At 55.6% G+C, this 25,470-nt stretch carries 39 protein-coding genes and 4 tRNA genes; 16 read left to right on the forward strand and 27 right to left on the reverse strand.

Annotated elements, in window-relative coordinates; all coding sequences use genetic code 11:
* Positions 1 to 206 precede the first annotated feature (206 nt).
* Positions 207 to 461: a hypothetical protein gene (locus SGN16_RS19710; protein ID WP_335944457.1), complete on the forward strand. Its 255-nt coding sequence runs from the start codon at positions 207 to 209 to the stop codon at positions 459 to 461.
* 134 nt (positions 462 to 595) lie between these two features.
* On the opposite strand, the gene SGN16_RS19715 is transcribed toward SGN16_RS19710, so the two are convergent.
* The 12 genes from SGN16_RS19715 to SGN16_RS19770 form a co-directional block, all read right to left on the reverse strand.
* Positions 596 to 1,132, reverse strand: coding sequence for a hypothetical protein (locus tag SGN16_RS19715; RefSeq protein WP_335944458.1), 537 nt, complete (start codon positions 1,130 to 1,132; stop codon positions 596 to 598).
* A gap of 283 nt (positions 1,133 to 1,415) precedes the next feature.
* Positions 1,416 to 1,817 (reverse strand): antiterminator Q family protein, encoded by a 402-nt coding sequence (locus tag SGN16_RS19720; protein ID WP_335944459.1) that lies wholly within the window; start codon positions 1,815 to 1,817, stop codon positions 1,416 to 1,418.
* Positions 1,814 to 2,101: a hypothetical protein gene (locus tag SGN16_RS19725; protein WP_335944460.1), complete on the reverse strand. Its 288-nt coding sequence runs from the start codon at positions 2,099 to 2,101 to the stop codon at positions 1,814 to 1,816. The genes SGN16_RS19720 and SGN16_RS19725 overlap by 4 nt, the downstream gene beginning before the upstream one ends.
* A complete protein-coding gene (locus SGN16_RS19730) occupies positions 2,094 to 3,470 on the reverse strand; it encodes a replicative DNA helicase (RefSeq protein ID WP_335944461.1) in 1,377 nt (458 codons plus the stop codon). The genes SGN16_RS19725 and SGN16_RS19730 overlap by 8 nt, the downstream gene beginning before the upstream one ends.
* Positions 3,467 to 4,270, reverse strand: a complete 804-nt coding sequence (locus tag SGN16_RS19735) for an ATP-binding protein (RefSeq protein ID WP_335944462.1) — start codon at positions 4,268 to 4,270, stop codon at positions 3,467 to 3,469. The genes SGN16_RS19730 and SGN16_RS19735 overlap by 4 nt, the downstream gene beginning before the upstream one ends.
* Positions 4,254 to 4,982, reverse strand: a complete 729-nt coding sequence (locus SGN16_RS19740) for a helix-turn-helix domain-containing protein (protein WP_335944463.1) — start codon at positions 4,980 to 4,982, stop codon at positions 4,254 to 4,256. The genes SGN16_RS19735 and SGN16_RS19740 overlap by 17 nt, the downstream gene beginning before the upstream one ends.
* Positions 4,979 to 5,182 carry a hypothetical protein gene (locus SGN16_RS19745; RefSeq protein WP_335944464.1) on the reverse strand — a complete coding sequence of 68 codons (204 nt, stop codon included), beginning with the start codon at positions 5,180 to 5,182 and terminating at the stop codon, positions 4,979 to 4,981. Before SGN16_RS19745 ends, SGN16_RS19740 begins: the two co-directional genes overlap by 4 nt.
* Positions 5,179 to 5,502, reverse strand: coding sequence for a hypothetical protein (locus tag SGN16_RS19750; protein WP_159285844.1), 324 nt, complete (start codon positions 5,500 to 5,502; stop codon positions 5,179 to 5,181). The genes SGN16_RS19745 and SGN16_RS19750 overlap by 4 nt, the downstream gene beginning before the upstream one ends.
* Positions 5,499 to 5,762 (reverse strand): hypothetical protein, encoded by a 264-nt coding sequence (locus SGN16_RS19755; RefSeq protein ID WP_335944465.1) that lies wholly within the window; start codon positions 5,760 to 5,762, stop codon positions 5,499 to 5,501. The genes SGN16_RS19750 and SGN16_RS19755 overlap by 4 nt, the downstream gene beginning before the upstream one ends.
* Positions 5,759 to 6,154: a hypothetical protein gene (locus SGN16_RS19760; RefSeq protein ID WP_335944466.1), complete on the reverse strand. Its 396-nt coding sequence runs from the start codon at positions 6,152 to 6,154 to the stop codon at positions 5,759 to 5,761. Before SGN16_RS19760 ends, SGN16_RS19755 begins: the two co-directional genes overlap by 4 nt.
* Before the next feature lie 225 nt (positions 6,155 to 6,379).
* Positions 6,380 to 6,802: a phage regulatory CII family protein gene (locus SGN16_RS19765; protein ID WP_335944467.1), complete on the reverse strand. Its 423-nt coding sequence runs from the start codon at positions 6,800 to 6,802 to the stop codon at positions 6,380 to 6,382.
* Between the two features lie 67 nt (positions 6,803 to 6,869).
* Positions 6,870 to 7,115 carry a YdaS family helix-turn-helix protein gene (locus tag SGN16_RS19770; protein WP_335944468.1) on the reverse strand — a complete coding sequence of 82 codons (246 nt, stop codon included), beginning with the start codon at positions 7,113 to 7,115 and terminating at the stop codon, positions 6,870 to 6,872.
* A 99-nt stretch (positions 7,116 to 7,214) separates the two neighbouring features.
* Here SGN16_RS19770 and SGN16_RS19775 point away from each other — a divergent pair, with 99 nt between their 5' ends.
* Positions 7,215 to 7,640, forward strand: a complete 426-nt coding sequence (locus SGN16_RS19775; RefSeq protein ID WP_335944469.1) for a hypothetical protein — start codon at positions 7,215 to 7,217, stop codon at positions 7,638 to 7,640.
* Between the two features lie 45 nt (positions 7,641 to 7,685).
* Here the strand turns inward: SGN16_RS19775 and SGN16_RS19780 are convergent, their stop codons facing one another.
* Genes SGN16_RS19780 through SGN16_RS19790 form a run of 3 tightly spaced genes read right to left on the reverse strand, consistent with a single transcriptional unit; the run spans position 7,686 to position 9,017 of the window.
* Complete coding sequence (locus SGN16_RS19780; RefSeq protein ID WP_335944470.1) at positions 7,686 to 8,477, reverse strand: phage antirepressor KilAC domain-containing protein; 792 nt, start codon at positions 8,475 to 8,477, stop codon at positions 7,686 to 7,688.
* A complete protein-coding gene (locus SGN16_RS19785; protein ID WP_335944471.1) occupies positions 8,474 to 8,872 on the reverse strand; it encodes a DUF3077 domain-containing protein in 399 nt (132 codons plus the stop codon). Before SGN16_RS19785 ends, SGN16_RS19780 begins: the two co-directional genes overlap by 4 nt.
* On the reverse strand, positions 8,853 to 9,017 hold the full coding sequence (locus SGN16_RS19790; RefSeq protein ID WP_116834255.1) for an Arc family DNA-binding protein: 165 nt from the start codon (positions 9,015 to 9,017) through the stop codon (positions 8,853 to 8,855). Before SGN16_RS19790 ends, SGN16_RS19785 begins: the two co-directional genes overlap by 20 nt.
* A gap of 141 nt (positions 9,018 to 9,158) precedes the next feature.
* Between SGN16_RS19790 and SGN16_RS19795 the strand changes: the two genes are divergently transcribed.
* Positions 9,159 to 9,617, forward strand: coding sequence for a helix-turn-helix domain-containing protein (locus SGN16_RS19795; protein ID WP_335944472.1), 459 nt, complete (start codon positions 9,159 to 9,161; stop codon positions 9,615 to 9,617).
* A 106-nt stretch (positions 9,618 to 9,723) separates the two neighbouring features.
* Here the strand turns inward: SGN16_RS19795 and SGN16_RS19800 are convergent, their stop codons facing one another.
* Positions 9,724 to 10,368, reverse strand: coding sequence for a hypothetical protein (locus SGN16_RS19800; RefSeq protein WP_335944473.1), 645 nt, complete (start codon positions 10,366 to 10,368; stop codon positions 9,724 to 9,726).
* Positions 10,369 to 10,712: 344 nt separating this feature from the next.
* Between SGN16_RS19800 and SGN16_RS19805 the strand changes: the two genes are divergently transcribed.
* From SGN16_RS19805 to SGN16_RS19830, 6 genes are all read left to right on the forward strand, one after another.
* Positions 10,713 to 10,904: a hypothetical protein gene (locus SGN16_RS19805; RefSeq protein WP_335944474.1), complete on the forward strand. Its 192-nt coding sequence runs from the start codon at positions 10,713 to 10,715 to the stop codon at positions 10,902 to 10,904.
* A gap of 122 nt (positions 10,905 to 11,026) precedes the next feature.
* Positions 11,027 to 11,443: a hypothetical protein gene (locus SGN16_RS19810; RefSeq protein ID WP_335944475.1), complete on the forward strand. Its 417-nt coding sequence runs from the start codon at positions 11,027 to 11,029 to the stop codon at positions 11,441 to 11,443.
* Between the two features lie 104 nt (positions 11,444 to 11,547).
* Complete coding sequence (locus SGN16_RS19815; protein WP_335944476.1) at positions 11,548 to 11,793, forward strand: hypothetical protein; 246 nt, start codon at positions 11,548 to 11,550, stop codon at positions 11,791 to 11,793.
* Positions 11,794 to 11,826: 33 nt separating this feature from the next.
* Positions 11,827 to 12,246, forward strand: coding sequence for a hypothetical protein (locus SGN16_RS19820; protein ID WP_335944477.1), 420 nt, complete (start codon positions 11,827 to 11,829; stop codon positions 12,244 to 12,246).
* Positions 12,247 to 12,545: 299 nt separating this feature from the next.
* Positions 12,546 to 13,850 carry a hypothetical protein gene (locus tag SGN16_RS19825; RefSeq protein ID WP_335944478.1) on the forward strand — a complete coding sequence of 435 codons (1,305 nt, stop codon included), beginning with the start codon at positions 12,546 to 12,548 and terminating at the stop codon, positions 13,848 to 13,850.
* A gap of 44 nt (positions 13,851 to 13,894) precedes the next feature.
* The gene (locus tag SGN16_RS19830) at positions 13,895 to 14,275 is read left to right on the forward strand and encodes a hypothetical protein (protein ID WP_335944479.1); all 381 of its coding nucleotides are present in this window, start codon (positions 13,895 to 13,897) and stop codon (positions 14,273 to 14,275) included.
* Between the two features lie 290 nt (positions 14,276 to 14,565).
* On the opposite strand, the gene SGN16_RS19835 is transcribed toward SGN16_RS19830, so the two are convergent.
* Genes SGN16_RS19835 through SGN16_RS19845 form a run of 3 tightly spaced genes read right to left on the reverse strand, consistent with a single transcriptional unit; the run spans position 14,566 to position 15,793 of the window.
* Positions 14,566 to 14,991, reverse strand: coding sequence for a protein-export chaperone SecB (locus tag SGN16_RS19835; protein ID WP_335944480.1), 426 nt, complete (start codon positions 14,989 to 14,991; stop codon positions 14,566 to 14,568).
* Positions 14,966 to 15,382 (reverse strand): XRE family transcriptional regulator, encoded by a 417-nt coding sequence (locus tag SGN16_RS19840; RefSeq protein ID WP_335944481.1) that lies wholly within the window; start codon positions 15,380 to 15,382, stop codon positions 14,966 to 14,968. The genes SGN16_RS19835 and SGN16_RS19840 overlap by 26 nt, the downstream gene beginning before the upstream one ends.
* Before the next feature lie 3 nt (positions 15,383 to 15,385).
* On the reverse strand, positions 15,386 to 15,793 hold the full coding sequence (locus SGN16_RS19845) for a type II toxin-antitoxin system RelE/ParE family toxin (protein WP_335944482.1): 408 nt from the start codon (positions 15,791 to 15,793) through the stop codon (positions 15,386 to 15,388).
* Positions 15,794 to 16,401: 608 nt separating this feature from the next.
* Here SGN16_RS19845 and SGN16_RS19850 point away from each other — a divergent pair.
* The 6 genes from SGN16_RS19850 (at position 16,402) to SGN16_RS19875 (ending at position 18,918) form a co-directional block, all read left to right on the forward strand.
* Positions 16,402 to 16,566 (forward strand): hypothetical protein, encoded by a 165-nt coding sequence (locus SGN16_RS19850; protein ID WP_335944483.1) that lies wholly within the window; start codon positions 16,402 to 16,404, stop codon positions 16,564 to 16,566.
* Positions 16,567 to 16,640: 74 nt separating this feature from the next.
* Entirely contained in the window at positions 16,641 to 16,946 is a 306-nt protein-coding gene (locus SGN16_RS19855; RefSeq protein ID WP_335944484.1) for an Arc family DNA-binding protein, read from the forward strand.
* On the forward strand, positions 16,943 to 17,143 hold the full coding sequence (locus SGN16_RS19860; RefSeq protein WP_335944485.1) for a hypothetical protein: 201 nt from the start codon (positions 16,943 to 16,945) through the stop codon (positions 17,141 to 17,143). The genes SGN16_RS19855 and SGN16_RS19860 overlap by 4 nt, the downstream gene beginning before the upstream one ends.
* Positions 17,136 to 17,465 (forward strand): hypothetical protein, encoded by a 330-nt coding sequence (locus SGN16_RS19865; protein WP_335944486.1) that lies wholly within the window; start codon positions 17,136 to 17,138, stop codon positions 17,463 to 17,465. Before SGN16_RS19860 ends, SGN16_RS19865 begins: the two co-directional genes overlap by 8 nt.
* Positions 17,466 to 17,545: 80 nt before the next feature.
* On the forward strand, positions 17,546 to 17,779 hold the full coding sequence (locus tag SGN16_RS19870) for a hypothetical protein (RefSeq protein ID WP_159285864.1): 234 nt from the start codon (positions 17,546 to 17,548) through the stop codon (positions 17,777 to 17,779).
* Positions 17,779 to 18,918 carry a tyrosine-type recombinase/integrase gene (locus tag SGN16_RS19875; protein ID WP_335944487.1) on the forward strand — a complete coding sequence of 380 codons (1,140 nt, stop codon included), beginning with the start codon at positions 17,779 to 17,781 and terminating at the stop codon, positions 18,916 to 18,918. Before SGN16_RS19870 ends, SGN16_RS19875 begins: the two co-directional genes overlap by 1 nt.
* 112 nt (positions 18,919 to 19,030) lie before the next feature.
* Here the strand turns inward: SGN16_RS19875 and SGN16_RS19880 are convergent.
* Positions 19,031 to 19,107 (reverse strand) — tRNA-Val (locus SGN16_RS19880).
* 183 nt (positions 19,108 to 19,290) lie between these two features.
* Here SGN16_RS19880 and SGN16_RS19885 point away from each other — a divergent pair.
* A complete protein-coding gene (locus SGN16_RS19885) occupies positions 19,291 to 20,574 on the forward strand; it encodes an FAD-binding oxidoreductase (RefSeq protein WP_335944488.1) in 1,284 nt (427 codons plus the stop codon).
* A 228-nt stretch (positions 20,575 to 20,802) separates the two neighbouring features.
* Here SGN16_RS19885 and SGN16_RS19890 read toward each other — a convergent pair.
* From SGN16_RS19890 to SGN16_RS19920, 7 genes are all read right to left on the reverse strand, one after another.
* A tRNA-Asp gene (locus SGN16_RS19890) sits at positions 20,803 to 20,879 on the reverse strand.
* An 89-nt stretch (positions 20,880 to 20,968) separates the two neighbouring features.
* Positions 20,969 to 21,045, reverse strand: a tRNA-Asp gene (locus SGN16_RS19895).
* A 58-nt stretch (positions 21,046 to 21,103) separates the two neighbouring features.
* A tRNA-Val gene (locus SGN16_RS19900) sits at positions 21,104 to 21,179 on the reverse strand.
* A 104-nt stretch (positions 21,180 to 21,283) separates the two neighbouring features.
* Positions 21,284 to 22,057 (reverse strand): SDR family oxidoreductase, encoded by a 774-nt coding sequence (locus SGN16_RS19905; protein WP_210639631.1) that lies wholly within the window; start codon positions 22,055 to 22,057, stop codon positions 21,284 to 21,286.
* Positions 22,054 to 23,265 (reverse strand): O-succinylhomoserine sulfhydrylase, encoded by a 1,212-nt coding sequence (locus tag SGN16_RS19910; protein ID WP_135846289.1) that lies wholly within the window; start codon positions 23,263 to 23,265, stop codon positions 22,054 to 22,056. Before SGN16_RS19910 ends, SGN16_RS19905 begins: the two co-directional genes overlap by 4 nt.
* Positions 23,266 to 23,323: 58 nt before the next feature.
* Entirely contained in the window at positions 23,324 to 24,829 is a 1,506-nt protein-coding gene (purF, locus tag SGN16_RS19915; protein WP_003203840.1) for an amidophosphoribosyltransferase, read from the reverse strand.
* Positions 24,830 to 24,870: 41 nt separating this feature from the next.
* A complete protein-coding gene (locus SGN16_RS19920; RefSeq protein WP_030142022.1) occupies positions 24,871 to 25,431 on the reverse strand; it encodes a CvpA family protein in 561 nt (186 codons plus the stop codon).
* Between the last annotated feature and the right edge of the window lie 39 nt (positions 25,432 to 25,470).

Consider the following 25,470-nt stretch of genomic DNA (forward strand, 5'->3'; position numbering starts at 1 on the left):
ACGAATGCAATCCTGACAACGGCCCAGCGCTCTTCACTCACTTCCTCCGGTCTCGAATAAGCAAGAAGGTTCTTCGTTCTTTCGCTTTGCATCTGGCCATAAAAAAGCCCGACTCAACGGCTGGGCTGTAAAACAGTTGTGAATCGTGATACCTAGATTTTTTAACAACCGCCTGCAAGGCGCCACCATGGAAAAGGAGCGTCACAATGCTAGTAGATATCTACCGAGACCGGGCGCTTGAAAAGATCCTGATCGTCGAGGACGGCAAAGGCATTCCAAGAATATCTGACTCCGGCTCTGAGTTTTTGGATGGCTTGGTGTTTCATCGCCAAGTAGATATCAGCACAGACGATCTGCCGACAGGACTTAACAAAAATGAAGTCCTCACATCTCTAAAGGAGCACGGGGTTTACGTGGCAAGTAACACTACAACAATCAGCGAGGTTGATATCTTGGACTAGCTCTGAAACGAAAAAGCCCCGCACGGTGGCGAGGCTAGTAACTGGTGTAGGAGGCGACAGGGCCTTGCGTGAGCACCCGACAAACTTGCGTCCATGTCACCAGAGGATCGGCTTGGTCATGCTTCGAAGCATTTCTAGCTTTCTTCCTTCGACCCAGGAAGTGAGCGACAGCTATGCTTTAAGGCTATGGCCAGTTTGTAAATATTGTCCGGGTCCGACTCCGCTCGTACTTCATTTGCTCTCGTGATAATCAGAGAGGCTATACCATCGCGCTCTCGCATAAATGCCGCTGGAGCCAACGGACCTTTTTCGGCGCTACCCAAAGTGATGCTTGCAACGCCCGCAAGCCCCGCCGAGATAGCGGGAGCAAAACCTCCAGTTCCAGCAGCAGCCAACATGGCACCTGTAAAGCCCATCACACCTCCACCAGCCCCCACACCAAGCCGCCAGAACTCTGCGTTCTTGGTTCTGATTTCATAATTGTTCGAACGGGTCCAGCAGTACTCTGCGACGGTATCGAAGTCCTTGAGCGCCGCGACCATCGGGGCTTTTGTTGAGTCAGATTTAACGAAGCTCTCATATGCCGTCAACGCTGGAGGGCTTACCTTGGTCACGTGATAGCAACCTGACAACAGAAGAGCGCCTACTACGACAAAGATTCCTTTAGTCATACCTACCTCCAATTACCCAAAATGGGGCAATTGTGATTGTAGATACGAATTCAACTATGCAAGTGGCATTTTGATATTGGTGATTAGGCTGGTACCCAATCTTAAAACATCACGCTGCTTGGTCAATTTGACGAAGCCAGCCATGCAGGGTTGAGAGGCGCGATCAAAAATTGAAGTCCCGACATGATCGCCGGGCACTTCATTCAACCTGCCTCTGTGTCGCGCAGGAACAGCTGAACACCGTGCTATGAAAGCAGGTGTTTATCCGGCAGGAAAGAACTATTTACGCGGCATCGCTCATTCCGTGCAGGACGCCATCAATCCAACCAACACCTGACTTGATTATCTCTCTAGCTGAACGCTCAGAAATACCTGCCGCCCCGCCTCCCGCCGACTCCCCTATTCGAACCATCGTCCACTTGGCACCGAAGTAAAGCCAGAGGAACAGGCCCATCTGTGCATTGCGCCGTGTGAGCTTGGCCATAGCGGAATCCACTGCCAGAGCCTCGTCATCCGTAATCATGTAGCTAGATACGCTGGGCATATGAACATTGTCTCGCATGAGCGCCAATTGCGGCGAGACATACCGAGGCACTCCCATTCCGTCCATGCGCCACCAACCCCATTGCTCCAGCAAGTACTCCGTGTCCCCCAGGGGCTTGTTGATGTAGGTGCGCTTTTTCATGCAGCTTCCCTCGGGTCAGGATCACTCAGGCCAAACAGGTCTCGAAGCAAGCGGTCAGCCGCGGTCTTCTTCGCATTGCCCTCCAGAAGCCAGCGCTGGCCGTAATAATGGAAACCGATCTGCAATCGGCTCGAGTGCCAACTGGCGACCATATCCAATAGAGCTGCCAACGCGGCCGGGCCGCCCATTTTGATCTTCGCCAACTCTTCGCCAGCGATTTTCAGGAACTGGCACTCGATGTCGCTCATAGCTTTGCGTGGCAGCGCCGCTCCGACGTTACTCATGATTTGCTCTCCCCTTGATGCGGCCTGCGAATGGGCGATTTGCTTCGACCTCATCCTGCGTTGGCTCGCGCCCTGCAAAGTTGACGAAACGGGCGAATTGACCCTGCTGCTGGACCAAACAGGACCCAACCGGCGCGTGCCTGCACTTGGGCATGAGCAGTTCAGTAACGCCGTTCTGGCCTTCTTCCGAATCCATGTCGCGGTGGACAAGGATGATGCAATGGGCATCCGCTTCAATCTGCCCCGAGTCACGAAGGTCTGATGCGATCGGCTTTTTCCCAGGACGCTTGGTGGAGTCGCGGTTGAGCTGCGCCAGCAGGATGACTGGCACGTCGAGTTCTTTCGCGATATTCACGATGCCTGTCGAGATCCTCCCGAGCTCCGAGGCGCGGTTAAAGGCCTTCCCGTCAGATCCGATCAACCCGATGTAGTCGATGACCACCACGTCCAGACCATGGGCCCTCTGAACCTGTCGAGCAATACTGCGAATCCGCGCCACCGTCAGACTCGATCGATCGCAGACGAATAGCGGTGCGTTATTGATTCGATTGACCGCTGAAGTCAGCCGTGGCCAGTCCTCATCTGTCAAACTGCCATCGTCTAGGCGTTTGAGATCCACTCCAACCAGCGAGGCAAGCGCGCGGTTACCCAATTCCTCCTCGGGCATCTCCAGCGAAAACACCATCCCTACCCCGGTGCCACTGCACGCAATGTGCTGGGCAATTTGCAGACCCAATGTGGTCTTCCCGCTACCAGGCAGGCCCGCCACGATGGTCACGGTTTTCTTGCGCAGCCCCCTGATCAACTTGTCCAGATCAACCAGGCCGGTGGACAAGCCCGACTGCACAGCGCCGTTGAACTTCGCATCGATGACGTCGATGTTTTTTGCGACTACCGCATCCATGCGCTTGTAGTCGGGTTCACCGGTTTGCAGGTCGCGAAGATCCGCCATTGCCTGTTGCGCTTCGGCGATGATCTCAGCCACCGGCCGATTCACACTGGCTGATTCGCGCACCGCATCAGCGGCAGTCACTAAACGGCGCAGAACAGCCCGCTCAATCACAACCTTGGCATAGGCCTCCCAGTTGGCGGTACTGGGCGTGTTCGCGGCCAACTCCCCTGCGTAGGCCATGGTCCGCGTTTGGCTGGGCAGATAGGGCCGGAAGTCGCCCAGCGTCACAGGGTCGATCGGGGCGCCGCCTGAGTGGCACTCCACTATGGTCTGAAACAAGGCGGCATTTTCAGGATCATGGAAGTCCGCTGGCGTGACACGACCGCTGATGGGGTCGATCAGGTCGCCATTCAGCATCAACGCGCCCAGCAGTGCCTGTTCGGCCTCATCGCTGTACAGCTCGCGATAGTCGTTCATACGGCACCTCTCGCCGAGGCCCAACCGAACCCAACAGCCTGGCCTCCGCCCTCACGAAGTCGATCCAGCGCGCGATCTCCGATGTAGCGCCCCAGGTCCGTTGCAGCCAGATTCGACACCACCACGGTAGGCAAAACGAGCTGGTATCGCCGATCAATTACCTCATGGAGTACACCCAGCTCGTAGACGGTACCGGCCTGGGCTCCGACCTCATCGACGACCAGCAAATCGAAACTGGCAAGCTCGCTCAGAACATCCCTGTCGGTGTATTCAGCACCACGATCCATAGCACCCTTGAACACCCGGATTATCTCAGCCGCAGACACGATCACGGCCTGGGCCCGGTGTTCTCGAATCACAGCTTGGACTATCGCGCAGGCCAGATGAGTTTTCCCATTCCCCACATTTCCCGAGAGAATCAGCGAGCGGCCGACCTCGTAGTTCTCTTTGAACCGATGAACATAGTCCTCGCAAAGTTTGAGAGCTTTCGCCATGCCGGCCACACCGCCGGAGGTTCTGTAATTGCCGAAGGTGCAGTTGCTGAACCGCGGCGTGATCCCCGAACCTACGAGCAGTTTGTTCAAATCCTCTGCCTGTCTTCGATTGCGCGCCTCGATATGTTCCCCGCTCTCGGCAGGAGCGATGTTCAACGCCTCCCAGTGGCAATTCTTGCATCCGCGCGCAAGCATAGAACCGTCGAACTGCTCGGTCTCTGAACTGCTGACTTGGCCATGCTTCGAACATTCGATGTCGAAGAAGCGGACACGCGGCTGCGGGCAGAAATTAGAAGTTCGGGCCATGTGCTACCTCCGGGTATTCAAGCGTGTGGTTAGGCAGGCCGGTGTAGGCTGATTGCTTGGTGGGCATGGCGAGCGTCAGCTCGTCGGTCCATCGCTCTCCGTTCAACCAGGTTGAAGCGTTCGGGACGTAGCGCCCACCGTCTTTGGCCCAGTCTTCGGAAAGGCAGTGGCTACCCAGGGCGGTGATCAGGGTCTGGCGCAGCTCATCGTTCGGCTTCAGCTTCGCCCAGGCTTTGGCAGCGTCCTTGCGCCCCTTCTTTTTCGGGTACAGCTTCCAGAATTGCTCAAACCCCTCTGCAGTATCTGAAATGACCGTAGGTTTAGGTTCCTTGACTGGTTCATAAGAGTGACTGGTTCTGGGGGCAGTTCCTGCCCCACCCCCTGGGTTATCTCCTGCCCCAGGTGGGTTATCTCCTGCCCCACCCCCTGAGGCAGATGCTGCCCCACCATCAAGCGACAAGTGGAAAACGTTCGACTGATTCAACTCGCCCTTTCGGCGGTACTCTCGACGAAGCAACCCCGCCTTTTCCAACTCGCGGATATGCAGCTTCACGGTGGATCGTCCGATCTCGCACTGGTCGGCAATATGCTGGTATGACGGCCAGCATTCGCCCTGATCGCTGGCGTTATCTGCAAGCTTGATCAGCACCAGCTTGCGCAGCGGATTTCCGACCTTGGTTTTCATGGCCTTAACCATTAATTCCATGCTCATAGGTCGAGCTCCCCAGTCACGCGACGGACGAACTCGTCGTAACCTTCAGCCATGATCAGGCCTTGGTTCTCGAGCGCCTCGCGGTACGCCTTGGCGCTGCCATACAACAGGGATCTGAACGACGCGTAGCTGGGCCATGGGCCGGCTATCAACGATGCCGGTCCTTTCTCAGCAGATGACGTTTTCGGCCGCGTATTCATTGCAGGGTCTCCCCTGCTGGGAACTGCTCGATCTCAGGGCACAGCACCAGCGCCTCTAGTCGCCGCTGCAGCACGGCCTGGCGGAGGATGTCCGCATCCATCCCCGTAAGACGGCGCACCAGAACGCGGAGAGCCATGCAGGCGTGGGCCACTTCAAACTTGGCATCATGCAGGCTGTCTTCGCAGGCCTCATCATCAAAGAGGATTTCCTGCACCATGTCCGTGCCGGTCCAGGCCTTGTAGGCCAACTGGTCGTTGGTGAACTGCTCCATGTGAGCTTCGTCGATCACAGTGGGTTCGGTTGAGTTGAGCTCGCTCATCTTGACTCCTCCTTACTGCCCAGTTTCGTGAGGAGTGCATTCAAATTGTCACCACGGTTCATCAAATCGGTACCGACGATTCGCAGCCCAGCAACGATTCCGCCAATGGTGTATCCGTTGAGAATTTTCTCTACCGAATCCGGGGCCTCAGCAGCCAGGTCGAGTAAGAGGCGTCCAAGGGCGTCAATGAAATAGCCTGTGGAGTGCATGGACTCCGCGTCTTCAGCGATTCGGCCAGCGGGTAGATGCTGGAGGCTCATTGATCTTCCTCCTCTTCAGCAAAACGATCTTCGGGAGAAAACTCCCTCTCACCATTTCGCATAGCTCGAAGCCCCAACACAGCCGCTTTGGCTATCTGTTGAACAAACCCCAGTTCTAAGCAGGTTGTACGCCCTCCCATATCCGAAATCGCGAATTGGATTGCTTCGTACGCGGCAGTTTCATCAAACGCGGCCAGCGTACTCACCTCTTGGTCAAAAAAAGCGATCCCCTTCGCCCAATCGGAAGCTACGCCTGGGTTGTTCCTGGGCCAGTTAATGAGACGTCCCTCCGAGTCACGCGCAGTAAAACTAAGATCATCACGAGTACGCACAAGCGGAAAATTAATCGTCGCCAGTACACGAGCTTGTTCATTGCGAGTTGCGTGTGCCATGATTGGTACCTCTACGAGATGTGTTGTCCTGGTTGCACAGGACGATTAAATGAGCCCGGTTCCCGCCGGGTTTGTTGCTTTCTTGGCCGGGCGATTTCCATCATCCACCCGTTTGAAATAATGCAACTCCTGCCCTGACAGCCTGTTTCGAGCGAGCAAACCCATGGTCATGTATTTGCTCAAAAGGCCGGGTGTCAGCGCCGTTTAAGAATGTCTTCGACCAGTTCACGCCGCCTTCACCGACTCTTCCAGCACCAGTAAGCTCTGCCGCACATGGCCGATTTCTCGTTGAATTCCTGCTTTCTCAATCTGCGTTACTCGACCATCTGCCATGGCGTCGTGAACAGCACGAGAGACATCGCCTGACTCGGCCGCCAAATGCACCAATGCTTGAACCAGGCTGACCCCATCAGGCTTGACCAGCGGCACCAGTGCATAGCCCAAGGCATTCGCCAGAAGCTGCAGCGGCTCGGGGTTCTTGCTATGCACCAATATTTGTAAAAACTGCTCCAGGTTCAGCCGATGCGAATCGTCGTTTGGGTTACTGCGGTTAAGTAGCGCGGTGTGGCTCATTCCCATCAGGTGAGCCAACTGTTTTGGCCCCGCATCAAGCACTGCCTCATGAATCGCGCGATGTACTTGTTCCATTCGGGAAACCTCTTGGCGGTTGTCGTGGCGGTAACTCCTGGCAATGAGCGAGACTTTGCTCATCGGATCAGGCGACAGATTGCTCAGGGCCAGTGGATGAATTACGCAGGTACGCCCAATCGATATCAGGTCGTAGGTCTTCGCAGATCACCGCCCTCTTCGTCTCGCGCTCGAGCTTGATGGCAAGAGCGGGGTTGGCACGGCGGAAGCCGAGAGCGACCTGCCTGAGTTGGCCCACGCTGGTGTCGCAACGCTTAGCCAGGGAGTCCAGCGAAACGGCGTCCAGAGAGCGCATGAGTTCAATTAGCGTCATGGTTTTCCTCCTAAGAGACTACACATTACATATTGCTAAATTAAATAGCAATAGCATTTTATAATTTACTGTTTGCTAACGCAGGAACACTATTCGCCAATGGATATGAAAACTCTTCGGGTCGAAGCGCTGCGGCGTGTCATCGGCCCACTCAGTCAAAAAGAATTCGCCGACCAGCACGATCTGGACGCTTCCTATTTGTCCCAAATCCTTAACGGGCATCGAGGCCTGGGCGAGAAAGCGGCGCTCAACCTTGAGAAGAAGATCGGGTTGGCGCCTGGTGTTCTGGTCAATCCGGGCGGATACGGTTCGAACGTCATTGAAGGTGAGTTCACTCGCCAAGAAAGCGTGCGCGACCAGTCACCCGCCTATCAGGCTATGCAACAAAGTGCTTCGCCCAAAGCGATCGCTGTTATCGAGAAGCTCGCCAGAGCCGCGGCGAAGGGACGGCTGAAGGAGTCGGACCTGGTGCTCTTGGAGGGCATCGCCGCTCTGCTTGAGAAGGCCAACGCTGAAAAGCCTTGAGTCAGATGTAGAAAGCCCGGCGCATGGCCGGGCTCTCTTCATTTGCTACGTCAGCAAGTCCTCTTCCCTGCTCTGCCACATAGCTTGAAGCTTGGTCAGCCCCTTGCCAGTGATCAGCGTCGAACACGTTGGGATCGTGCCATCGATTGGGTGCTCGAAAGTGCCCAGCTTCACGTCAAGCAGGCCGGCCTCGATCTTCGCCTGGTACGGCTCATTGGTCCTCGTCACCCACCCCTTCTGCCTCATGAACTGCAGCAGTCTGGTGCGACCGGTACCGATGATCTTCGCGGCCTGGGCGGCGTTGTATCTCTTGTGGGATACCGTGACCATGTCGTGAAAGGCAACCTTGGGAGCGTCTTGCTCCACCTTTACTTCCAGAAGATGGTTCTCTTTGGTCAGTTCGGTGTTGTCGGCTTCCAAGGTGACGACCTTGCGCACGTTGTCGGTCAGCAGCGCCAAGAGCACCTTTGGGTCGTTGAGACTAGATATGTCAAAGGCAGGCTTGGCTACCTGCTCTTCCAACTCTTGCCAGCGGTCAACCAGGCGGGCCGTGAACTCAGGGCAGAGCTGCGCGACGATGATGTAGGTGTCACGCTTGCAGATTTGGTACTCAGCAACGGTCTGACCTAGGTGATTTTTAACATCCGCCAATGGCGGAAGTTGAATAACCCTGCGATCCGAGAGCCGAACAATTGAACGTTTCACGTCATCGTGACGAGACCCCACCAGATCGGCAATATCGCGAGATGACATAGTGGGTTGCGACACGTTTTCAGATTGAAGCAAACGTGTCGCATCGCCAGAAAGCTGCCCAGATTGGACGGAAGAAGTATTCATCGTGCTTTCTCCAGGCCTTCAGCGACGGAATCGATAGCAGCCTTTGCAGACTCGACCGCCATGTGAAGCAACCAAGCCTGGCTTAGCGTAACGATGAGCTCCCCCATTCCCGCGTCTTCCAACGCCGATTTCACGCTATAAAGAATGCAAGATGCCTGATTCAAAGCATCGACGGCGGGAACGCCTGGACGGACGCCGTACAAATCTTGCTCCTCAATGTTGCAGCGCGCGAATGAAAGCGACACGGTAGCTGCCCCTTTAACAGCGCCAGCATTGAGTTTTTCGTTAACTTCGGTATGCTTATCCATGACGTTTTTCCTAGTAGATTGACGTTCTGCTTCATGGGCCTCAAGCGTTGCCGCGCTTGGGGCTTTTTCATGCCTGTTGGTTTTCATGCAGTAGCTCCTGCTCCATCATTTTTCTCAGGCGGAAAACCACCTCCCCATTCGTTGACCTCCCGTTTACCTCGGACTGCGTGTCCAACCACTCTCTGAGCTGCGCCGGCAATCGGATCAACAGCGGTCTTTTCTCTTGCTTCATTTTGCCTCCGAGCTTATCCAGAATGATCACTTATGATCATTTGATACCTCTTATGATCACGTGTCAATACCGATCATAGGAGATCATTTCTTGTCTGGTATAGTGATATGAAACCGTGTACTCGAAAGGCAGCTATCCCTAATGACCGATTCCAAACCCTTCTCTGAGCGCCTTTTATGGGCCAGATCTGAAGCAGGATTGACTCAAAAAGATCTCTCGGTGAAGAGCGGTATCAGCCTCCCGCAGATCGTACGATATGAGGCTGGTCGATCTAAACCACGTCTCGGCGGGGCCCTAAAGTTGGCCCGCGTCCTCAAGATGGATGCGTATGATTTGATGCCGGAGCTGCGGAAAACCACTCACGAAATCGAAATTGAATTTTCCTCTGAAGAAGCGCAATTCCTCGACTCCACAGCTGCAAGTCTCGGAATATCCACTGAAGAGCTGGTGCGTAAGCTAACCATGTTCGGTCTGAGAGAGCGTTCCAAAGACCCTGAGATGCGCAAGATGATCGACACAGAAGCACCAGGCCTACTGGATCGAATTGACGCTCTTGACGACGACGGCGAACAGGAAATCGTAAACGCCCCTAACTCTTAGTCCAAGAATGAGCGTGCATTTGACTCGAAAAAAATGCAGGAAAAAACATAACGTACGTAACGTTGACAGGGGTTTACTCGAGCGTAAAACCCCTTGAGCGTGGCGCTCAAGATGATTTAGGTGAGCGTCCAGGCTGCTTTGCGTATGCGGGGGCCATCGGCCTTAGCCAGCTTTTAACCGTTTCGATAGTTTTTGGCATATCCTCCGCCCACCCTTCAGTTTCTAAACGCGTCCTAACGTACACAGCCATATCCGAAAGACGGGGATATTCTTTCTTTTTCGCGTCCGATTTCCATTTCTCGTCTGCGATAGTCCTAGCTCTCTCCTTAACAGCATCTTTTATCTCGTTGACAACCGCAAGCGACGAGCTAAATGCAGCACTTTCTGATCTATAACGCCTCTTGAGATTTCGAGACGGTATAAAAAATAACTGAGCAATACTAAACATAAGCTCTGTGAAATCTTCCAATGCCTCAGGACGTCGGTCTGAAACGTCCACCAAGTGTTCTTGAATCTTATTCAAGGGACCAAGAACAAATCCACCGAGGTCCAAAGCTAGATTAAAAAGCTCCTCTTCCGATTTAAATTTACGCGACAAACCCACAGCTGAGATCATTGCAAGTAATCCCAAAACCTCATTTTGAACCTTTAAAAGGTCATCACTCAGGAAATCATAGTCCTTAGATGCATCGGTAAAATCCTCTGCTGAGCTAATAAACAGCTCTCGAATTTTTACAAAATTTTCGCTCATTCACTTTCCTCCAATCACCCTATTACAGGAGCACGCGCAATAGCATCCAGTCTATCGTTGGTTAGCAAAATGTAATAGCCGAACGGCTTATCTAGGAACACAATCCGAACGGTCATGGTGACAGCCGTTGAGGCCTGGGTTCGAGGCTGCTCCCGTCGCCGCCCTACCACCTGATCATGGAAAGATGGAGACCGCACTGCGCTCGATATTGCTACTGATCGTCGCTGGGCTGAGCCCGGTGGCCTGGGGGTATGGAGAGATTGATCAGTTGGCGGGGGGCGACCGTCCTAGCCTCTGGCGGGCTTGAGCGAGTCACCTGCCCTCCTTTCGGCGACTACGACTGCATGACCTGGCCTCAGGACCTGTACAAGCTCAAGCTGCAGATTGTTTGCTTCACCGCCAGGATCATGATGTGTGGTTCTTCCTGCGATGGTTTCATCGCAGAGAAGGCCAACATTCAAACGCTTTATGTGCTTGCCAGTAATGGCCTGGACAGCTCGGCGATCAAGTTCTACAAATGCCCGAGCATGTACTGATATCCCCCAGTCAGAACAGGCGTATCGTTGATAACAACAGTCACTAGACCTGCCAAGGATGAAAAATGGGCCTATTCACGAAATGGAAACTAGCTCGGTATCTTCGGATTCAGGAAAGAGAAATGTCCTCCTTTACTGCTCAACTCAGGCAGATGGACGCCGATGAAATCGGTATGGTCGTGGCGCTGGCCACGGATGCTCGGAACCGCCTGGAAGAGGCAGGGTTCATTTTGAGTGACCCAATTGGTGCTCACACTCTCAAACCAGAAACACCTGCCGCGCTGCACGGCATGATTTCAAGCCTACAGGCTGAAGGAAGATTGCAGGAAGCCGCAGCAATAATGGTTTGGCTCCATACGGCGAGAGTCGGCGCCAGACTGGAACTGAGGCCCTTGGCGAGAGATATGTGGCGGCAACTCGAAAGAGGTTTTCCACATACACAGGAAGCGTCTGGGCCGTTAATGAGAACGCTCTTCCGATCAATTCGACTTGATGGTTACGACCAGTTTCCGAAAGGCCTTTCCCCAGATCCTCTTTGAATTCAAAGACGTTGCTATTAATCCAATACTCCACCGGCTTCGCAGTTGGCGTGATTCGTAGTCATGAGCTATGACTTGTTCGAAGTCACCGACCGGAGGCCGATATGAGACTGCAAAGCGACATAGATGCGCTCGCGGCGATAGAGGAAGACGCAAGAGCGATGCTTAACTGGTTAGGTTTGCCAGACGACGCCCAGAAACTGGCGATGGCTGTTTTCCTTCGCCAGATCATTGATCTGGCGACTTACACCGAATCGGCGAGGCTGCTACTGAGGCGCTGGACTTCAACTGACTCATCCGCCCCCTCGGTGCGAGGTTGGCGTGATTCAAGTTTGTGGGCTATTGGTTGATGGCGCGGCATGGAGCCGGAAGAGGAGATCGTTTTGAGTGATGCAGAAAGAAGCTTGATTGCGCATACTGCGTTCAGAGAAAGCAGCGAAAAATTCGACCACCTTGTGCTGGCCATCATCTTCGCAAGCATTGGCTTTTTGGTTCAAACCATTCCTTTCGGCAAGATAGGAATGAACGTGGAAACCATGTTCTTGTATTCGCTGGCGCTGTTCGGCTGCGCGGGAGTTTCGGCCTTCAAAAGAACCGAGTGGGCAATACAGGTGTATGCAAAAAATCACGCGATGCTTGAGGCTCTTGAGAAAGGAAAACAACCTGAGTTTTTGGGAAATCGTATAGCTTTGGAAAAATGTCAAAACCGGACTTACCTGTACTACCGAGCCCGAAACATCTTCATCTTTACTGGTCTCGTATGCTTCATCATCACAAAAGTCTTTGAACAGTATCTGAAATAGAAATTCGCTACTCGCTTCCAAGTCTGAGTGCTTCGCTCATAAACGAGTTTCCGTTTTCGGGTATCACGTATTCGCGTCGCGGAGCAGAAAGGAACTGAGCAGATCCAGCCGGGACAAGCCCATGCTGGTGGTGAATCATCAGCGTGATCGCCTCGCCCTGTTCTCAATACCTCCCCGACGCCATGTCAACTGCTAAATTTCACCCGCCAAGCAACGTGCTCCCTGTACCAGTTGCTAATGGTGATTTGAATATCAGGAGTGATACGTTCGGTCTCCCGCCCGTCTGCTGAGACCAGAGCATGTCCGCATCTGAAAAACGGTATCCCCGCGAATCATTTACCAAAAAGCTGATCCGTATGTGCCAGAGGTTGGACGAATGCTCTGTCCGCATCATCACGCATAAAGACATCTACGGTGAGTTCACTGGCGAGATCACAATCACATCAATGTGGGTCGTGGGGTCCTACGCCCGGGGCGCGATAACCTGTGGCGATCTGGACATGGTCATAGGCGTGCAAACCAAAGGAGCCCTGCCCTCAACAAGGGTTTGGGCCAGGTCCTTCTTCGGCGCTCCGTCACTCGTACGCTACTACCCAGGTGATCCAACCGAGAACGCCTCGGGTGTACCGTTCTCCGAGGCAGTCTTAATCTGGTCCGGCATCGGATGCGACTGGAAAGCAGCGATGGCGTCAATCAAACCGGATCCCAACGCAGGTAGAGCGTCGCGTGAAACGGATGCCATTCCCCTTCGGGACGAACAGCTGCGTACCTACAATGACGAATATCACGCCGCGGTAGATATGCAACGCGATGGTCTTTGGGAGTGGGAATTCGTCGAGATACGGAAGCAGGTACTCATCCCTACTCCCTCCGAGGCGGCCGCAGAGGATGAAAAGTACTTCGCGCGCTGCGCACCGCTGATGGGACGCAAATCGCGGGAGCTAATCCCAGCAATCATCAAGCTAATGAGAGAGAGGGAGCCCTTTGGCTCATGGTCTTCCGCGAACAGTCATCGATCAGAGTTCAGATGTGGCGGATCGCATCTGCACCTGGGCCGTCCGGCGCTTCCCATACGCTTCTTTGACTACACACCATGGGCGCACCAGTTAATTTTAGTTCCTCACATCAGCGCCAGAGGACCTAATGGCGCGTGGATTATTCGCCGCGGCCCAGAACACCCGGACCGCAAAGCCCTTGAAGGTAAACACGCTTACTACCTCATGACCTCCGGACAGCCCGATACCATCACCTACTTCGGGCCTTCCATCTACTGGCCTCCCACCGGCATTGAGCTGCTTGGGTCCCGCGATGAGGCTCAAGAGCTAGCAGCTGAGTTTACCGATGAGGATGACTTCGAAGCCCCAGAGATAGGTCGAGCTGAAGGAATGGATTTACTCTCTCTGTTTGGGCTGGTGGACATCGTGGAGGTGAGTGGGGAGCAACTAGCTCTGACATACCCCGGATCTTCTTATCTGGAAACAGACATCGCCACCCTGGATGAATTGATCGCCCTTCTCCCCTCATCCTGCACTCAGCCATTCGAGGATGAAGAAGACGTAAATCGCGAGACGAAAAAATCGGCCAATGTCGGGCTCGATGCATGATGGCGCTCCGCTACACTCGTTGCATTCAGTTACTGGACTGAGCGATGAATCGGGTCATAGCGGCAGCACTTGTAGGTCTTTCCGTGGGGAGCCTTAAATGCCTCGCGAACGACAGCGTCCCTCATGAACACTGGGGTTTTATGCCCGGCTACCGATATGACTACGCCGGATGCAGGGTGGACTGGAACGAGCGACGGGGCGAGTTCATTACAAGCGGCGATCAATGCGACCGAATCAGCCCGCAAAAAATGACGACGGACGCCGTCAAGTCGATTGAATACGTCAAAAAAAACAGCAGCGCCTCAGACTTCCTTGAGTACTACGCCTTGGTACATCGGGCCGAAAGCCAATACACGCAGCAAGAGGCCAACAAAGACGCTCAGAAATCTGGCAGTCAGGCTGTTCTGACTTCAAGAATGGGATGAACGCAGGCGACTTCCAGGGATGGTTGAAAATCGGGGATGTGACCAAAGCACACCTGAGGATCAAGAGCATTGCCGTAACGAGTCTGTACATGGACGGGTGGGACATGGCACGCGGACTGAATGGCGTCATCAACTGCCGTGGTATCGCCCCGTATCGCTCAGCCGACTACGTCTCCGGCGTCGACATAAGGCAGCATGACTAGTCTTCCCTGCTGACGGGGAGGAAGCAGAAACAAGAAGCCCGGCGCTGAGCCGGGCTTACTGGAGTATGATTCAAGACGCTGCAATTCTTATTCATCTTCCTCTTCTATTTCTGTCGAGGAAAAGTCTTCCGGCCCGATAATCTTGGGCTGTAAATAGTATTCACTCCAGGGACCACGGCCAGTCACGGTCGCAATCATATCCCGAATTCCACTGTAAACAATATTAGGCCCACTACGGGCTATAAGGGAAACCTTTTGCTCATCACTAAGGCTCTCGTCAGTACTGAAGGTTCCAATCCCTAACACTTCAATGCCGTACTTGTCCGAATCAAACTCTGCAGACACCACCAGCCGTAGACCTACGTGAAAAGTATCGCTGCCATTCCTATGCACATGAATCGCTATTTCTGGCTCAGTTGGCAACTCTTTAGATTCAGTACTAAATCCTTGGTTAGCCTTGACGGAAATTTCAGGGAAAAACAGATTCTCAAGCGTAAATTTCGCGGCTTTCATTTTGTATCTCATCAAATACGCGGGAAACATCAATCAGCTCGCGATCCTTTTGGCGCGCAGGGGGGGCTGGCTGATGATCAACATTTGCGCAATTAATGTGCTCGAGCCACCGAACACTGGCCTCAGCATCTGCGACATGAATATGGATGCGCCCACCCATTGCGTGAGCAACCTTTACCATTGTCTCGATGGTGAAATTTGCGTCACCCCGCAGCGCTTTCGTGACGTAAGCCGCGCTGGAATCCAATCTATCCGCAAGGGCGGCGTTGTTCACCCCCTTTAACCGCATGAGTCGTGTGATTCCACCCACGAATTCCAGCTTTGCCTGCTCCTGACAGTAGCTCTTGGTCCTTTTGAGCTCGCTTATTCTTTCCTTGAATGATTTGAGCATTAGTTATTCCTCCGTTATAAATCTTAGGCTATTCAGAGACTTGCTCTCAGCATAGGCCCGTTTCACGCGGATCGCTCGCTGTATCTCTCGCTTGGGAGTCTTTTGAGATTTTTTTACTATCCCGTGAGTGCAAACGACTATTTTCTCATCGTCCTCAAACCAGAAAAGCCTCAATCGGCCCTTGATGTACTCGTAAATTTTCTCGCCCTGATCAACGTAGTGACACTGGGCAGTGTTGAAGGTTTCAGGCCCTTGTTTGCTATGCCGCTCCATCATGATCAGCAAGCCATTAAGGTTCGATTCGAAGCCAGAACCAACCTCCTCCATGAACAGCTCCACTTGGGATAACCCGTTCGGCTCCATCGGGGAGGCTATTTGCCATCGGTTCGCAAAAAGGATCTTGAGGTCCACTGCGTCACCGAAACTGAGCGCACATTAACCCATAGGTTAACTGGAGGATAGAGGATAAATCGCCAGATGATGTAAATTTTTCTATGCTTTCCATGCGGATTTTCTACTTGTCAATTGATTTTTAGTCTTTAGGCCCGTCAGCTTAGAAAGCTGATGTACCGGCCCGCATAATCTTCCCCCTTCACCCCCATAACAGGCAGCCGATCCTCCCATCATGAAAAACCGTGGAAATATTCACTACCATCTGAGCATCTGCATCGTTGCCAACCAACTCCAAACGTTCGACGATTCACAACAGAACGACGACTGACCAAATGAGGCCGGAGGCTATGTCCTGGAGATCGCGCTTCAGGTTTTGAAGGGTTTGGTGAAGGGCACCCGCCAGATGTCCTACCGCAAAATGCAGAATCTAACACCATTAATTCGCCACTACGAGTCGAGCCTCAGAAAATTAGCAAACCGAAAATCATCAAAACAGTTTGCTAATTTATTTAGCTATTGCTAATTTATAGCCACTCCTTCGCCACCTCATGGCGAAACAAGAGCACTCACTATTTTTTTGCTAAAGCCATCAACTCGGCCGGGATTCGCTCGACCTGGAGAAAGTAATGACTCAAAAACGCCTATCAGCGACGCGCCTATTTGAGGTGCTGATGCTCATGTTCGTCTACGCCGTGCTCACGGTCGCCTGGTTTGGCTTCGCTGCGCCGGCAATGATCAGCAGCGTCTCTACCGGTGCGGTTTTGACAGGGCTCGCAGGCTCGGTCCTGTGACTCATCTGCACCACCTGCATCGTCATCCACATCCACAACAAATGGAACTCAGGCAAAACCACAGAGAAACAACCATGAAGCGGTACGACTCCCGCACCGCCGATAAATTCGTGGTGCGCCTACCAGACGACATGCGATCCAATGTTGAAGCTCTTGCAGCCTTTGAAGACCGCAGCATGAACAGCGTGATTGTCCAAGCAATCCGAAACCATCTCGACGGCCATCGACGCCAAGGGCTGATGCTGGATGCGCTGGCCGATGCACTTGATCGGGTCGCTCCAGGACAGGAAAGGAACAACCCCTACACAGATCCGCGCGATCTATTTATTAAAGCCAACCCTGTCGACTCCTTCGTCGAAGAAACGGAGGCGCAGCCATGACAGCCACAACACCCAGTGACGGCCGGATTGCTCTCCAGAACGAGTTCAGCCAGCTCGGCGCCCGCCTGGTTAGGTTCGGTCAAGCCATGCAAGAGCCAAGCACCACGGTCAACGAACTGACGCAGTTGGCCCAGGCCTGCGGGATCAACCTCAAGCTGCGAATGGCGGCTGAATCGGAGGGGCGCTCAGATGGCTAAAACTGTCCTGCGTGTCCGATTGGACGCCATATCGTTTTACCTGAACACCGAATCCTCTTCCCCAGGTACCGGACACAGAAACCGGTACCGCTTGTTCAAGACCGATAACTACGGGCGGGACAAACTCGGGTGGATTCAGGTCGGCTCGATGGCGGGCCAGGAACTGGTCGCACTCGATACCGATCGGGCCAGATTCGAGGCATGCGAGAAACTGTTTTTGAGCAAGAAACCTCATCAGTACGGGCAGTACGGCGATATACGCGGTCAGCCGGGCAAATGGGAAGGAGAGGCGTTCCCGCTACGCGTGACGAATAGGCCGTGACGCGACACAAATCGCGAATACCGAAAACGTGTCGCAAGACAAAATTCGAAGTGGAGCCGAGCACGGCCCGGAGCATCATCATGGCAAAAGTCATTGCCCAAATTACGGTAAAGCTCCCCCGCCTCATGGAGGTGAGCGAGTACAGAAAGTTGAGGTACGCCGGCGGCAAGCCAAGCGTTCAGCAGTTGAAGAAATGGATCGAGGAAGGCGAAGTGATCGGGGAAGTAAAAGGCGGGATGTATTTTGTGGACCTGCAGGCGGCCGTCATGGGGTCGAATGACCCGCTTCTGGCCAAGATGATGGAGGTTGGCTGATGGCCCCCCCTCGCGCCAGGACAATCAAAAACAGAAGTCTACCGGCGAATCTGTACCCAAACGGGAAATATTGGCAGTACAAAAACCCGATCACCGGGAAGAAGACCAGCATCAACAAGCCCATGGCCGAAGCCATAAAGCTGGCCAACGCCGCCAACGCCAAACTGCTCCCGCTCCTGGCTGATGACGGGTCACTGCTCGCGATGATCACTGGGGATGCCGCCCCGAAATTCACCGGTTGCCTGGATCGCTTCGAAAAGGAATGGCTGGGAACCCGGAACTACGCAGAGCGCACGCTGAAGGAAATCAAGTTCAAGTTGGCCCGTTACCGGGAGGACCTGGGCGATTTGATGATGGGGCAACTGGACGTGCTGACGGTGGCCGAATACCTGGACGGCTTCGAGAACAACGCCTACACCAAGCACCGCGGGCTGCTGGTCCAGATATTTGCCTTCGCCGTGGCCAAGGGCCTGTGCGAGCGCAACTCGGCCGAGCTGACTCTGGTCAAGAAGGAAGCCGAGAAGAGGCGACAGCGCCACACCGTCGAGGGATTGAACACGATACTGAACTACGTGGGCACGCCGATCTGGCTGAAGCGCGCCATCCGACTTGGGCTGCTGAGTCTTCAGCGGCGGGAGGATATCGTAATGTGGCCGAAGTCGGCCGTTGACCTCGAGCAGAACACCATCAAGGTGTCGCCTGGCAAGACGCAGAATTATGGGAAGCCTGTGCACCTGGAGATTGCGATGGGCCCGGCACTGCGCGAGGTTGTAGCCGAATGCATGCGATCGCCCGTCGTGTGCCCGTATCTGATCCACTACTCGCCGAAGGCTCGCAAGCGATCGCAGCTCGACACCAAGCTGCATTGGAATGCCGTGACGCCTGACTATCTGACCAAGTCATTCGCCCAGGTGCGGGACGACTCCGAGGCCTACAAGGACATGCCGACTGGCGAGCGTCCCACCTTTCATGAGATCCGGGCACTAGGTGCGTGGCTGTATGAACAGCAGGGTTTCCCGCAGGAATATATCCAAGGGCTGATGGGTCACGTAGACGTCAAAATGACTGAACACTACCAGGCGGGCCATGGCGATGACGCCGTGGTGTACATGAAGGTGAGCGCCGACCTGAAGGTGTAAGCGGTGGTCGTTTGCCCAAAATATTCCCAATGTTTGCCCAAACACCAGGCAACAAAAAAGGGCCCACCTTTCGGTGAGCCCTTCTAGACCGCCCAGCAGAGCGGATTTTGTTTGGTAGGCGCGATTGGACTCGAACCAACGACCCCCACCATGTCAAGGTGGTGCTCTAACCAACTGAGCTACGTGCCTGCTGTGAGGCGGCATTCTACGGAATTCCGGAGGGGTGTCAACACCTTTTTTTCACCTAACCCTATGAATATGCAAAATATTTAATTTCGCCAATGCGACGAAGATTTTGCGGTGGCTGGCGGCCAATTTTTATCTCGGGTAGGATCGGCGCATTCGTAAAAAATATAAAACAGAGGTTGCAGAATGGCGAACACATCCTATCCAGCGTCCTATTACGCCGCGTCGGCCAACCCGGTTCCTCCGCGCCCTGCCTTGCAGGATGACGTCGAGACGGATGTTTGCGTGATCGGCGCTGGTTACACCGGCCTGTCTTCTGCGCTGTTTTTGCTGGAAAACGGTTTCAAGGTGACGGTGCTTGAAGCGGCGAAGGTCGGCTTTGGAGCTTCGGGTCGCAACGGCGGGCAGATCGTTAACAGTTACAGCCGCGACATTGATGTGATCGAGCGTAGCGTTGGACCTCAACAGGCGCAGCTGCTGGGCAATATGGCGTTCGAGGGTGGACGGATTATTCGCGAGCGGGTGGCGAAGTATCAGATTCAGTGTGATTTGAAGGACGGTGGCGTATTCGCGGCCATCACTGCCAAGCAAATGGGCCATCTGGAGTCGCAGAAGCGTTTATGGGAGCGTTTCGGGCATACCCAGCTGGAGCTGCTGGATCAGCGCCGTATACGCGAGGTGGTGGCTTGCGAGGAGTATGTGGGCGGGATGCTGGACATGAGCGGCGGGCATATTCATCCGCTCAACCTGGCCTTGGGTGAAGCGGCGGCCGTGGAGTCCCTTGGCGGGGTGATTTATGAACAGTCGCCGGCGGTGCGCATCGAGCGCGGTGCCAGCCCGGTTGTGCATACGCCGCAGGGCAAGATCAGGGCCAAGTTCATTATCGTGGCCGGCAATGCTTACCTGGGTAATCTGGTGCCAGAGCTGGCGGCCAAATCCATGCCTTGCGGTACCCAGGTGATCGCCACCGAGCCGTTGGGCGATGAGCTGGCTCATAGCCTGTTGCCCCAGGATTACTGCGTGGAAGACTGCAACTACCTGCTCGACTACTACCGACTGACGGGGGACAAGCGTCTGATCTTCGGCGGTGGCGTGGTGTATGGCGCGCGGGATCCGGCGAATATTGAAGCGATCATTCGCCCGAAGATGCTCAAGGCATTTCCGCAGCTCAAGGACGTGAAGATCGATTACGCCTGGACCGGAAATTTCCTGCTGACGCTGTCGCGTCTTCCGCAGGTCGGGCGCCTGGGGGATAACATTTATTATTCCCAGGGCTGCAGCGGTCATGGCGTGACGTATACGCATTTGGCAGGCAAGGTTCTGGCTGAGGCGCTGCGTGGTCAGGCTGAGCGTTTTGATGCGTTTGCCGACCTGCCGCACTACCCCTTCCCCGGCGGTCAGTTGTTGCGCACGCCGTTCGCGGCGATGGGGGCTTGGTATTACGGGTTGCGGGATAAATTGGGGTTCTGAGAACAACAACACATCGCCAAAGGGCTGCTTCGCAGCCCTGCGGGGCGGTGCGACGTTTCGCTAAATCCCCTCGCCACAGCAAGCTCCCTCGCCAGGGGCTTTTCCAATCTTTCAAATCCCGAAAACAAAAAACCCCGGTCTTTCGACCAGGGTCTTTGCTATCGACTAGAAGTAGCTTTGCAGCTTTCTTCCTAGCTTCAAGGCGTTCAGTGGGCCTCGAAGCAGATATGGCGCAGCGGACGGGACTCGAACCCGCGACCCCCGGCGTGACAGGCCGGTATTCTAACCGACTGAACTACCGCTGCGTATCGCTATGGACTTGCGTCCAGTTAACTCGTCTGACCTAAACCCTTGGGTTTGGATCTCGAACCAGGCGAACCTGCTTCGGAAAATATGGCGCAGCGGACGGGACTCGAACCCGCGACCCCCGGCGTGACAGGCCGGTATTCTAACCGACTGAACTACCGCTGCGCGTCGGTGGAGGCTTTTGACAGCTTCCATCTTGCTTTCGCAAGACTCTCGTAAAACATGGTGGGTGATGACGGGATCGAACCGCCGACATTCTGCTTGTAAGGCAGACGCTCTCCCAGCTGAGCTAATCACCCTTTGCTTCGTTGAGGCCGCGAAATTTACGCAGGTACCGAAGCTAAGTCAATAGCAGGGTTGGATTTTTTTCAAAAACAGTTTCAAACGGCACCCGCAACCGCACTCACTTATAAATCATTTTCTTGGTCATGCCGCCGTCCACCACAAACTCCTGGCCCGTGACGAAACCGGCGTTGCGCGACAACAGCCACGCTACCATCGCCGCCACGTCCTCTACCGTGCCGACCCTGCCCGCCGGATGCTGGGCGTGATCGGCGTCGGTCAGCGGCTGCGCACGCCGCACGGACGGATCCCGCGCGTCGATCCAACCAGGGCTGACAGCATTGACCCGGATCTCCGGCCCGAGGCTGATCGCCAAGGCGTGAGTCAGGGCCAACAAGCCACCCTTGCTCGCCGCATAGGCCTCGGTGTCGGGTTCCGATTGCGCGGCACGGGTCGAGGCCAGGTTGACGATGGCGCCGTTGTGGGCGCGCAGGTAGGGCGCACAGTGCTTGGCCAGCAGCATCGGCCCGCCCAGGTTCACCGCCAGGACGCGATTCCAGTAAGCCAGGTCCAGGCTTTCCAGGGTGATGTTGTGCGGGTCGGCGATGGCCGCGTTGCACACCAGCGCATCAAGACGCCCGAACTGCCCAAGCACTTCGGCAATGCAGGTGGCGACTTGTGACTCGTCCGCCACGTCCATGGCGATGAACCAGGCGTTATCACCCAACGTCTTCGTAACCTTGGAACCGCGCTCACGATCCAGGTCGGTCAGCACCACCTGCCAGCCTTCACAGATCAACCAGGCGGCGATGCCCAGGCCGATGCCGCGTGCAGCGCCCGTAACCAGTGCTACCCGGCCATGAGTGCCGCTCGGCGGCGTTGCCAGCTCGATCACAAGGCCGCCAACCCGCGAGCCAGATCAGCTTGCAGGTCGGCCACGTCTTCCAGGCCGACCGCGACACGGATCAGGCTGTCGCGGATGCCCGCCGCTTCACGCTCCTGGGGCGACAGACGGCCGTGGGAGGTGGTGCTCGGATGGGTGATGGTGGTTTTGCTGTCACCCAGGTTGGCGGTGATGGAGATCAGCCGGGTCGCGTCGATGAAGCGCCAGGCGCCCTCCTTGCCCCCCTTGACCTCGAAGCTCACCACCGCACCGAAACCACGCTGCTGACGCGCAGCCAGGTCATGCTGCGGATGGCTCTTGAGGCCGGCGTAATGCACTTTCTCGATGCCGTCCTGCTGCTCCAGCCACTCAGCCAGAACCTGGGCGTTGGCGCAATGGGCTTTCATGCGCAGGCCCAGGGTTTCCAGGCCTTTGAGGAAGATCCAGGCGTTGAATGGGCTGAGGGTCGGCCCGGCGGTACGCAAGAAGCCCACCACCTCTTTCATCTGTTCGCTACGACCGGCCACCACGCCGCCCATGCAACGGCCCTGGCCATCGATGAACTTGGTCGCCGAATGCACCACCACGTCCGCACCCAGCTTCAGCGGCTGTTGCAATGCCGGAGTGCAGAAGCAGTTATCGACCACCAGCATGGCGCCCTTGGCGTGGGCGATTTCCGCCAGCGCGGCGATATCCACCAGCTCGGCCAGGGGGTTGGAGGGCGATTCGACGAACAGCAGCTTGGTATTGGCCTTGATGGCGGCGTCCCAACCGGACAAGTCCGCCAGGGGCACGTAATCGACTTCCACACCGAAGCGCTTGAAGTACTTCTCGAACAGGCTGATGGTCGAGCCGAAGACGCTACGCGACACCAGCACATGGTCACCGGCACTGCACAGGCTCATCACCACGGCCATGATTGCCGCCATGCCGGTGGCAGTGGCCACGGCTTGCTCGGCGCCTTCCAGGGCGGCAATGCGCTCCTCGAAAGCCCGCACGGTCGGGTTGGTGTAGCGCGAGTAAACGTTGCCCGGCACTTCACCGGCAAACCGTGCCGCCGCATCGGCAGCGGTGCGGAACACGTAGCTGGAGGTGAAGAACATCGGTTCGCCATGTTCGGCTTCCGGTGTACGGTGCTGACCAGCGCGAACCGCCAGGGTATCGAACGCTACGCCTTCAAGGTCGCTGTCCAGCCGACCGGCATCCCAATCCTGACTCATGCTGTCACTCCTGAAATCGGTTTAAACGCAAACCGGCCCCTCAGGGCCGGTTGGTTAATCAGTTGTTGTACAGATCGATGATCGCGCTGACCGCCTGAGTCTTGGCCTTGGACGCATCGTTACGTGCGTTCTCGATCTTGTTCAGGTAGGCCTCGTCGATGTCGCCGGTAACGTACTTGCCGTCGAATACCGCGCAATCGAAGTGCTCGATCTTGATCTTGCCGCCACCGACCGCTTCGATCAGGTCCGGCAGGTCCTGGTAGATCAACCAGTCCGCGCCGATCAGATCGGCGACGTCCTGGGTAGTGCGGTTATGAGCGATCAGCTCATGGGCACTCGGCATGTCGATGCCGTAGACGTTCGGGTAGCGCACGGCCGGGGCCGCGGAGCAGAAATACACGTTCTTGGCGCCGGCCTCGCGGGCCATCTGGATGATCTGCTTGCAGGTGGTGCCGCGCACGATGGAGTCATCCACCAGCATCACGTTCTTGCCACGAAATTCCAACTCGATGGCGTTGAGCTTCTGGCGTACGGATTTTTTCCTTGCGGCCTGGCCCGGCATGATGAAGGTACGACCGATGTAGCGGTTCTTCACAAAGCCTTCGCGGAACTTGACACCCAAGTGGTTCGCCAGCTCCAGGGCCGCGGTGCGGCTGGTGTCCGGAATCGGGATGACCACGTCGATGTCGTGGTCCGGACGCTCGCGCAGGATCTTGTCGGCCAGCTTCTCGCCCATGCGCAGGCGGGCCTTGTAGACCGAGACACCGTCGATGATCGAGTCCGGACGCGCCAGGTAGACGTGTTCGAAGATGCACGGGGTCAGGCTCGGGTTGGTCGCGCACTGACGGGTGTGCAGCTTGCCGTCTTCGGTGATGTAGACCGCTTCGCCCGGGGCGAGGTCGCGAATCAGGGTGAAGCCCAGCACGTCCAGGGACACGCTTTCGGAGGCGATCATGTACTCCACGCCTTCGTCAGTGTGACGCTGGCCAAAGACGATCGGACGAATACCGTGGGGATCACGGAAACCGACGATGCCGTAACCGGTGATCATCGCCACCACCGCATAACCGCCCACGCAACGGTTGTGCACGTCGGTCACGGCGGCAAACACGTCTTCTTCAGTAGGCTGCAGCTTGCCGCGCTGGGCCAGCTCATGGGCGAACACGTTGAGCATCACTTCCGAATCGGAATTGGTGTTGACGTGGCGCAAGTCAGATTCGTAGATCTCCTTGGCCAGTTGCTCGACGTTGGTCAGGTTGCCGTTGTGCGCCAGGGTGATGCCGTATGGCGAGTTGACGTAGAACGGCTGGGCTTCTGCCGAAGTTGAGCTGCCCGCTGTCGGGTAGCGCACATGGCCAATGCCCATGTGCCCGACCAGGCGCTGCATGTGGCGCTGGTGGAACACGTCACGCACCAGGCCGTTGTCCTTGCGCAGGAATAACCGGCCGTCATGGCTGGTCACGATACCGGCAGCGTCCTGGCCGCGGTGCTGGAGCACGGTTAGCGCGTCATACAGCGCCTGATTGACGTTCGACTTACCGACGATACCGACGATGCCACACATGCGACGCAACCCCTACTTAATGGATCTGAACTGAACAACACTCACTGCGGCGTTTTGGCCGTCGGCAAGAGGTGTTCCTTGAACGGTATTTCAGCGGGTACGCTGATACCGCTGGCAAGCCACTGACTGCTCCAACCCAGGATCAGGTTCTTGGACCAGTCTGCGACCAATAAAAATTGTGGCACGAGCCGGGACTCCTGCCACCACGTATCCTGCTGTACCGGCCCCAGGCTCAACAGCCCGACGGCCACGACCACCAGCAACGCGCCACGCGCCGCGCCAAAGGCCATGCCCAGGAACCGGTCCGTCCCGGAAAGCCCGGTGACGCGAATCAGTTCGCCGATCAGATAATTGATCATTGCGCCGACCAGCAAGGTGGCGATAAACAAGATGGCACAGCCCGCGATCACGCGAGCCGACGGAGTTTCGATGTATCCGGCGAGGTACTGGGACAGCGAACCACCAAACATCCAGGCTACGACCCCCGCGATGATCCAGGTCAGCAGCGAGAGGGCTTCCTTGACGAAGCCGCGGCTCAGGCTGATCAATGCGGAGATGGCGACGATCGCAACGATCGCCCAGTCAACCCAGGTAAATGGCACGGTGCAGCCTACAGACGGATAAGGCGGCGCATTTTAGCA

It is taken from the genome of Pseudomonas sp. G166 (genome assembly GCF_037027455.2).
In the GTDB taxonomy this organism is placed as follows: Bacteria; Pseudomonadota; Gammaproteobacteria; order Pseudomonadales; family Pseudomonadaceae; genus Aquipseudomonas.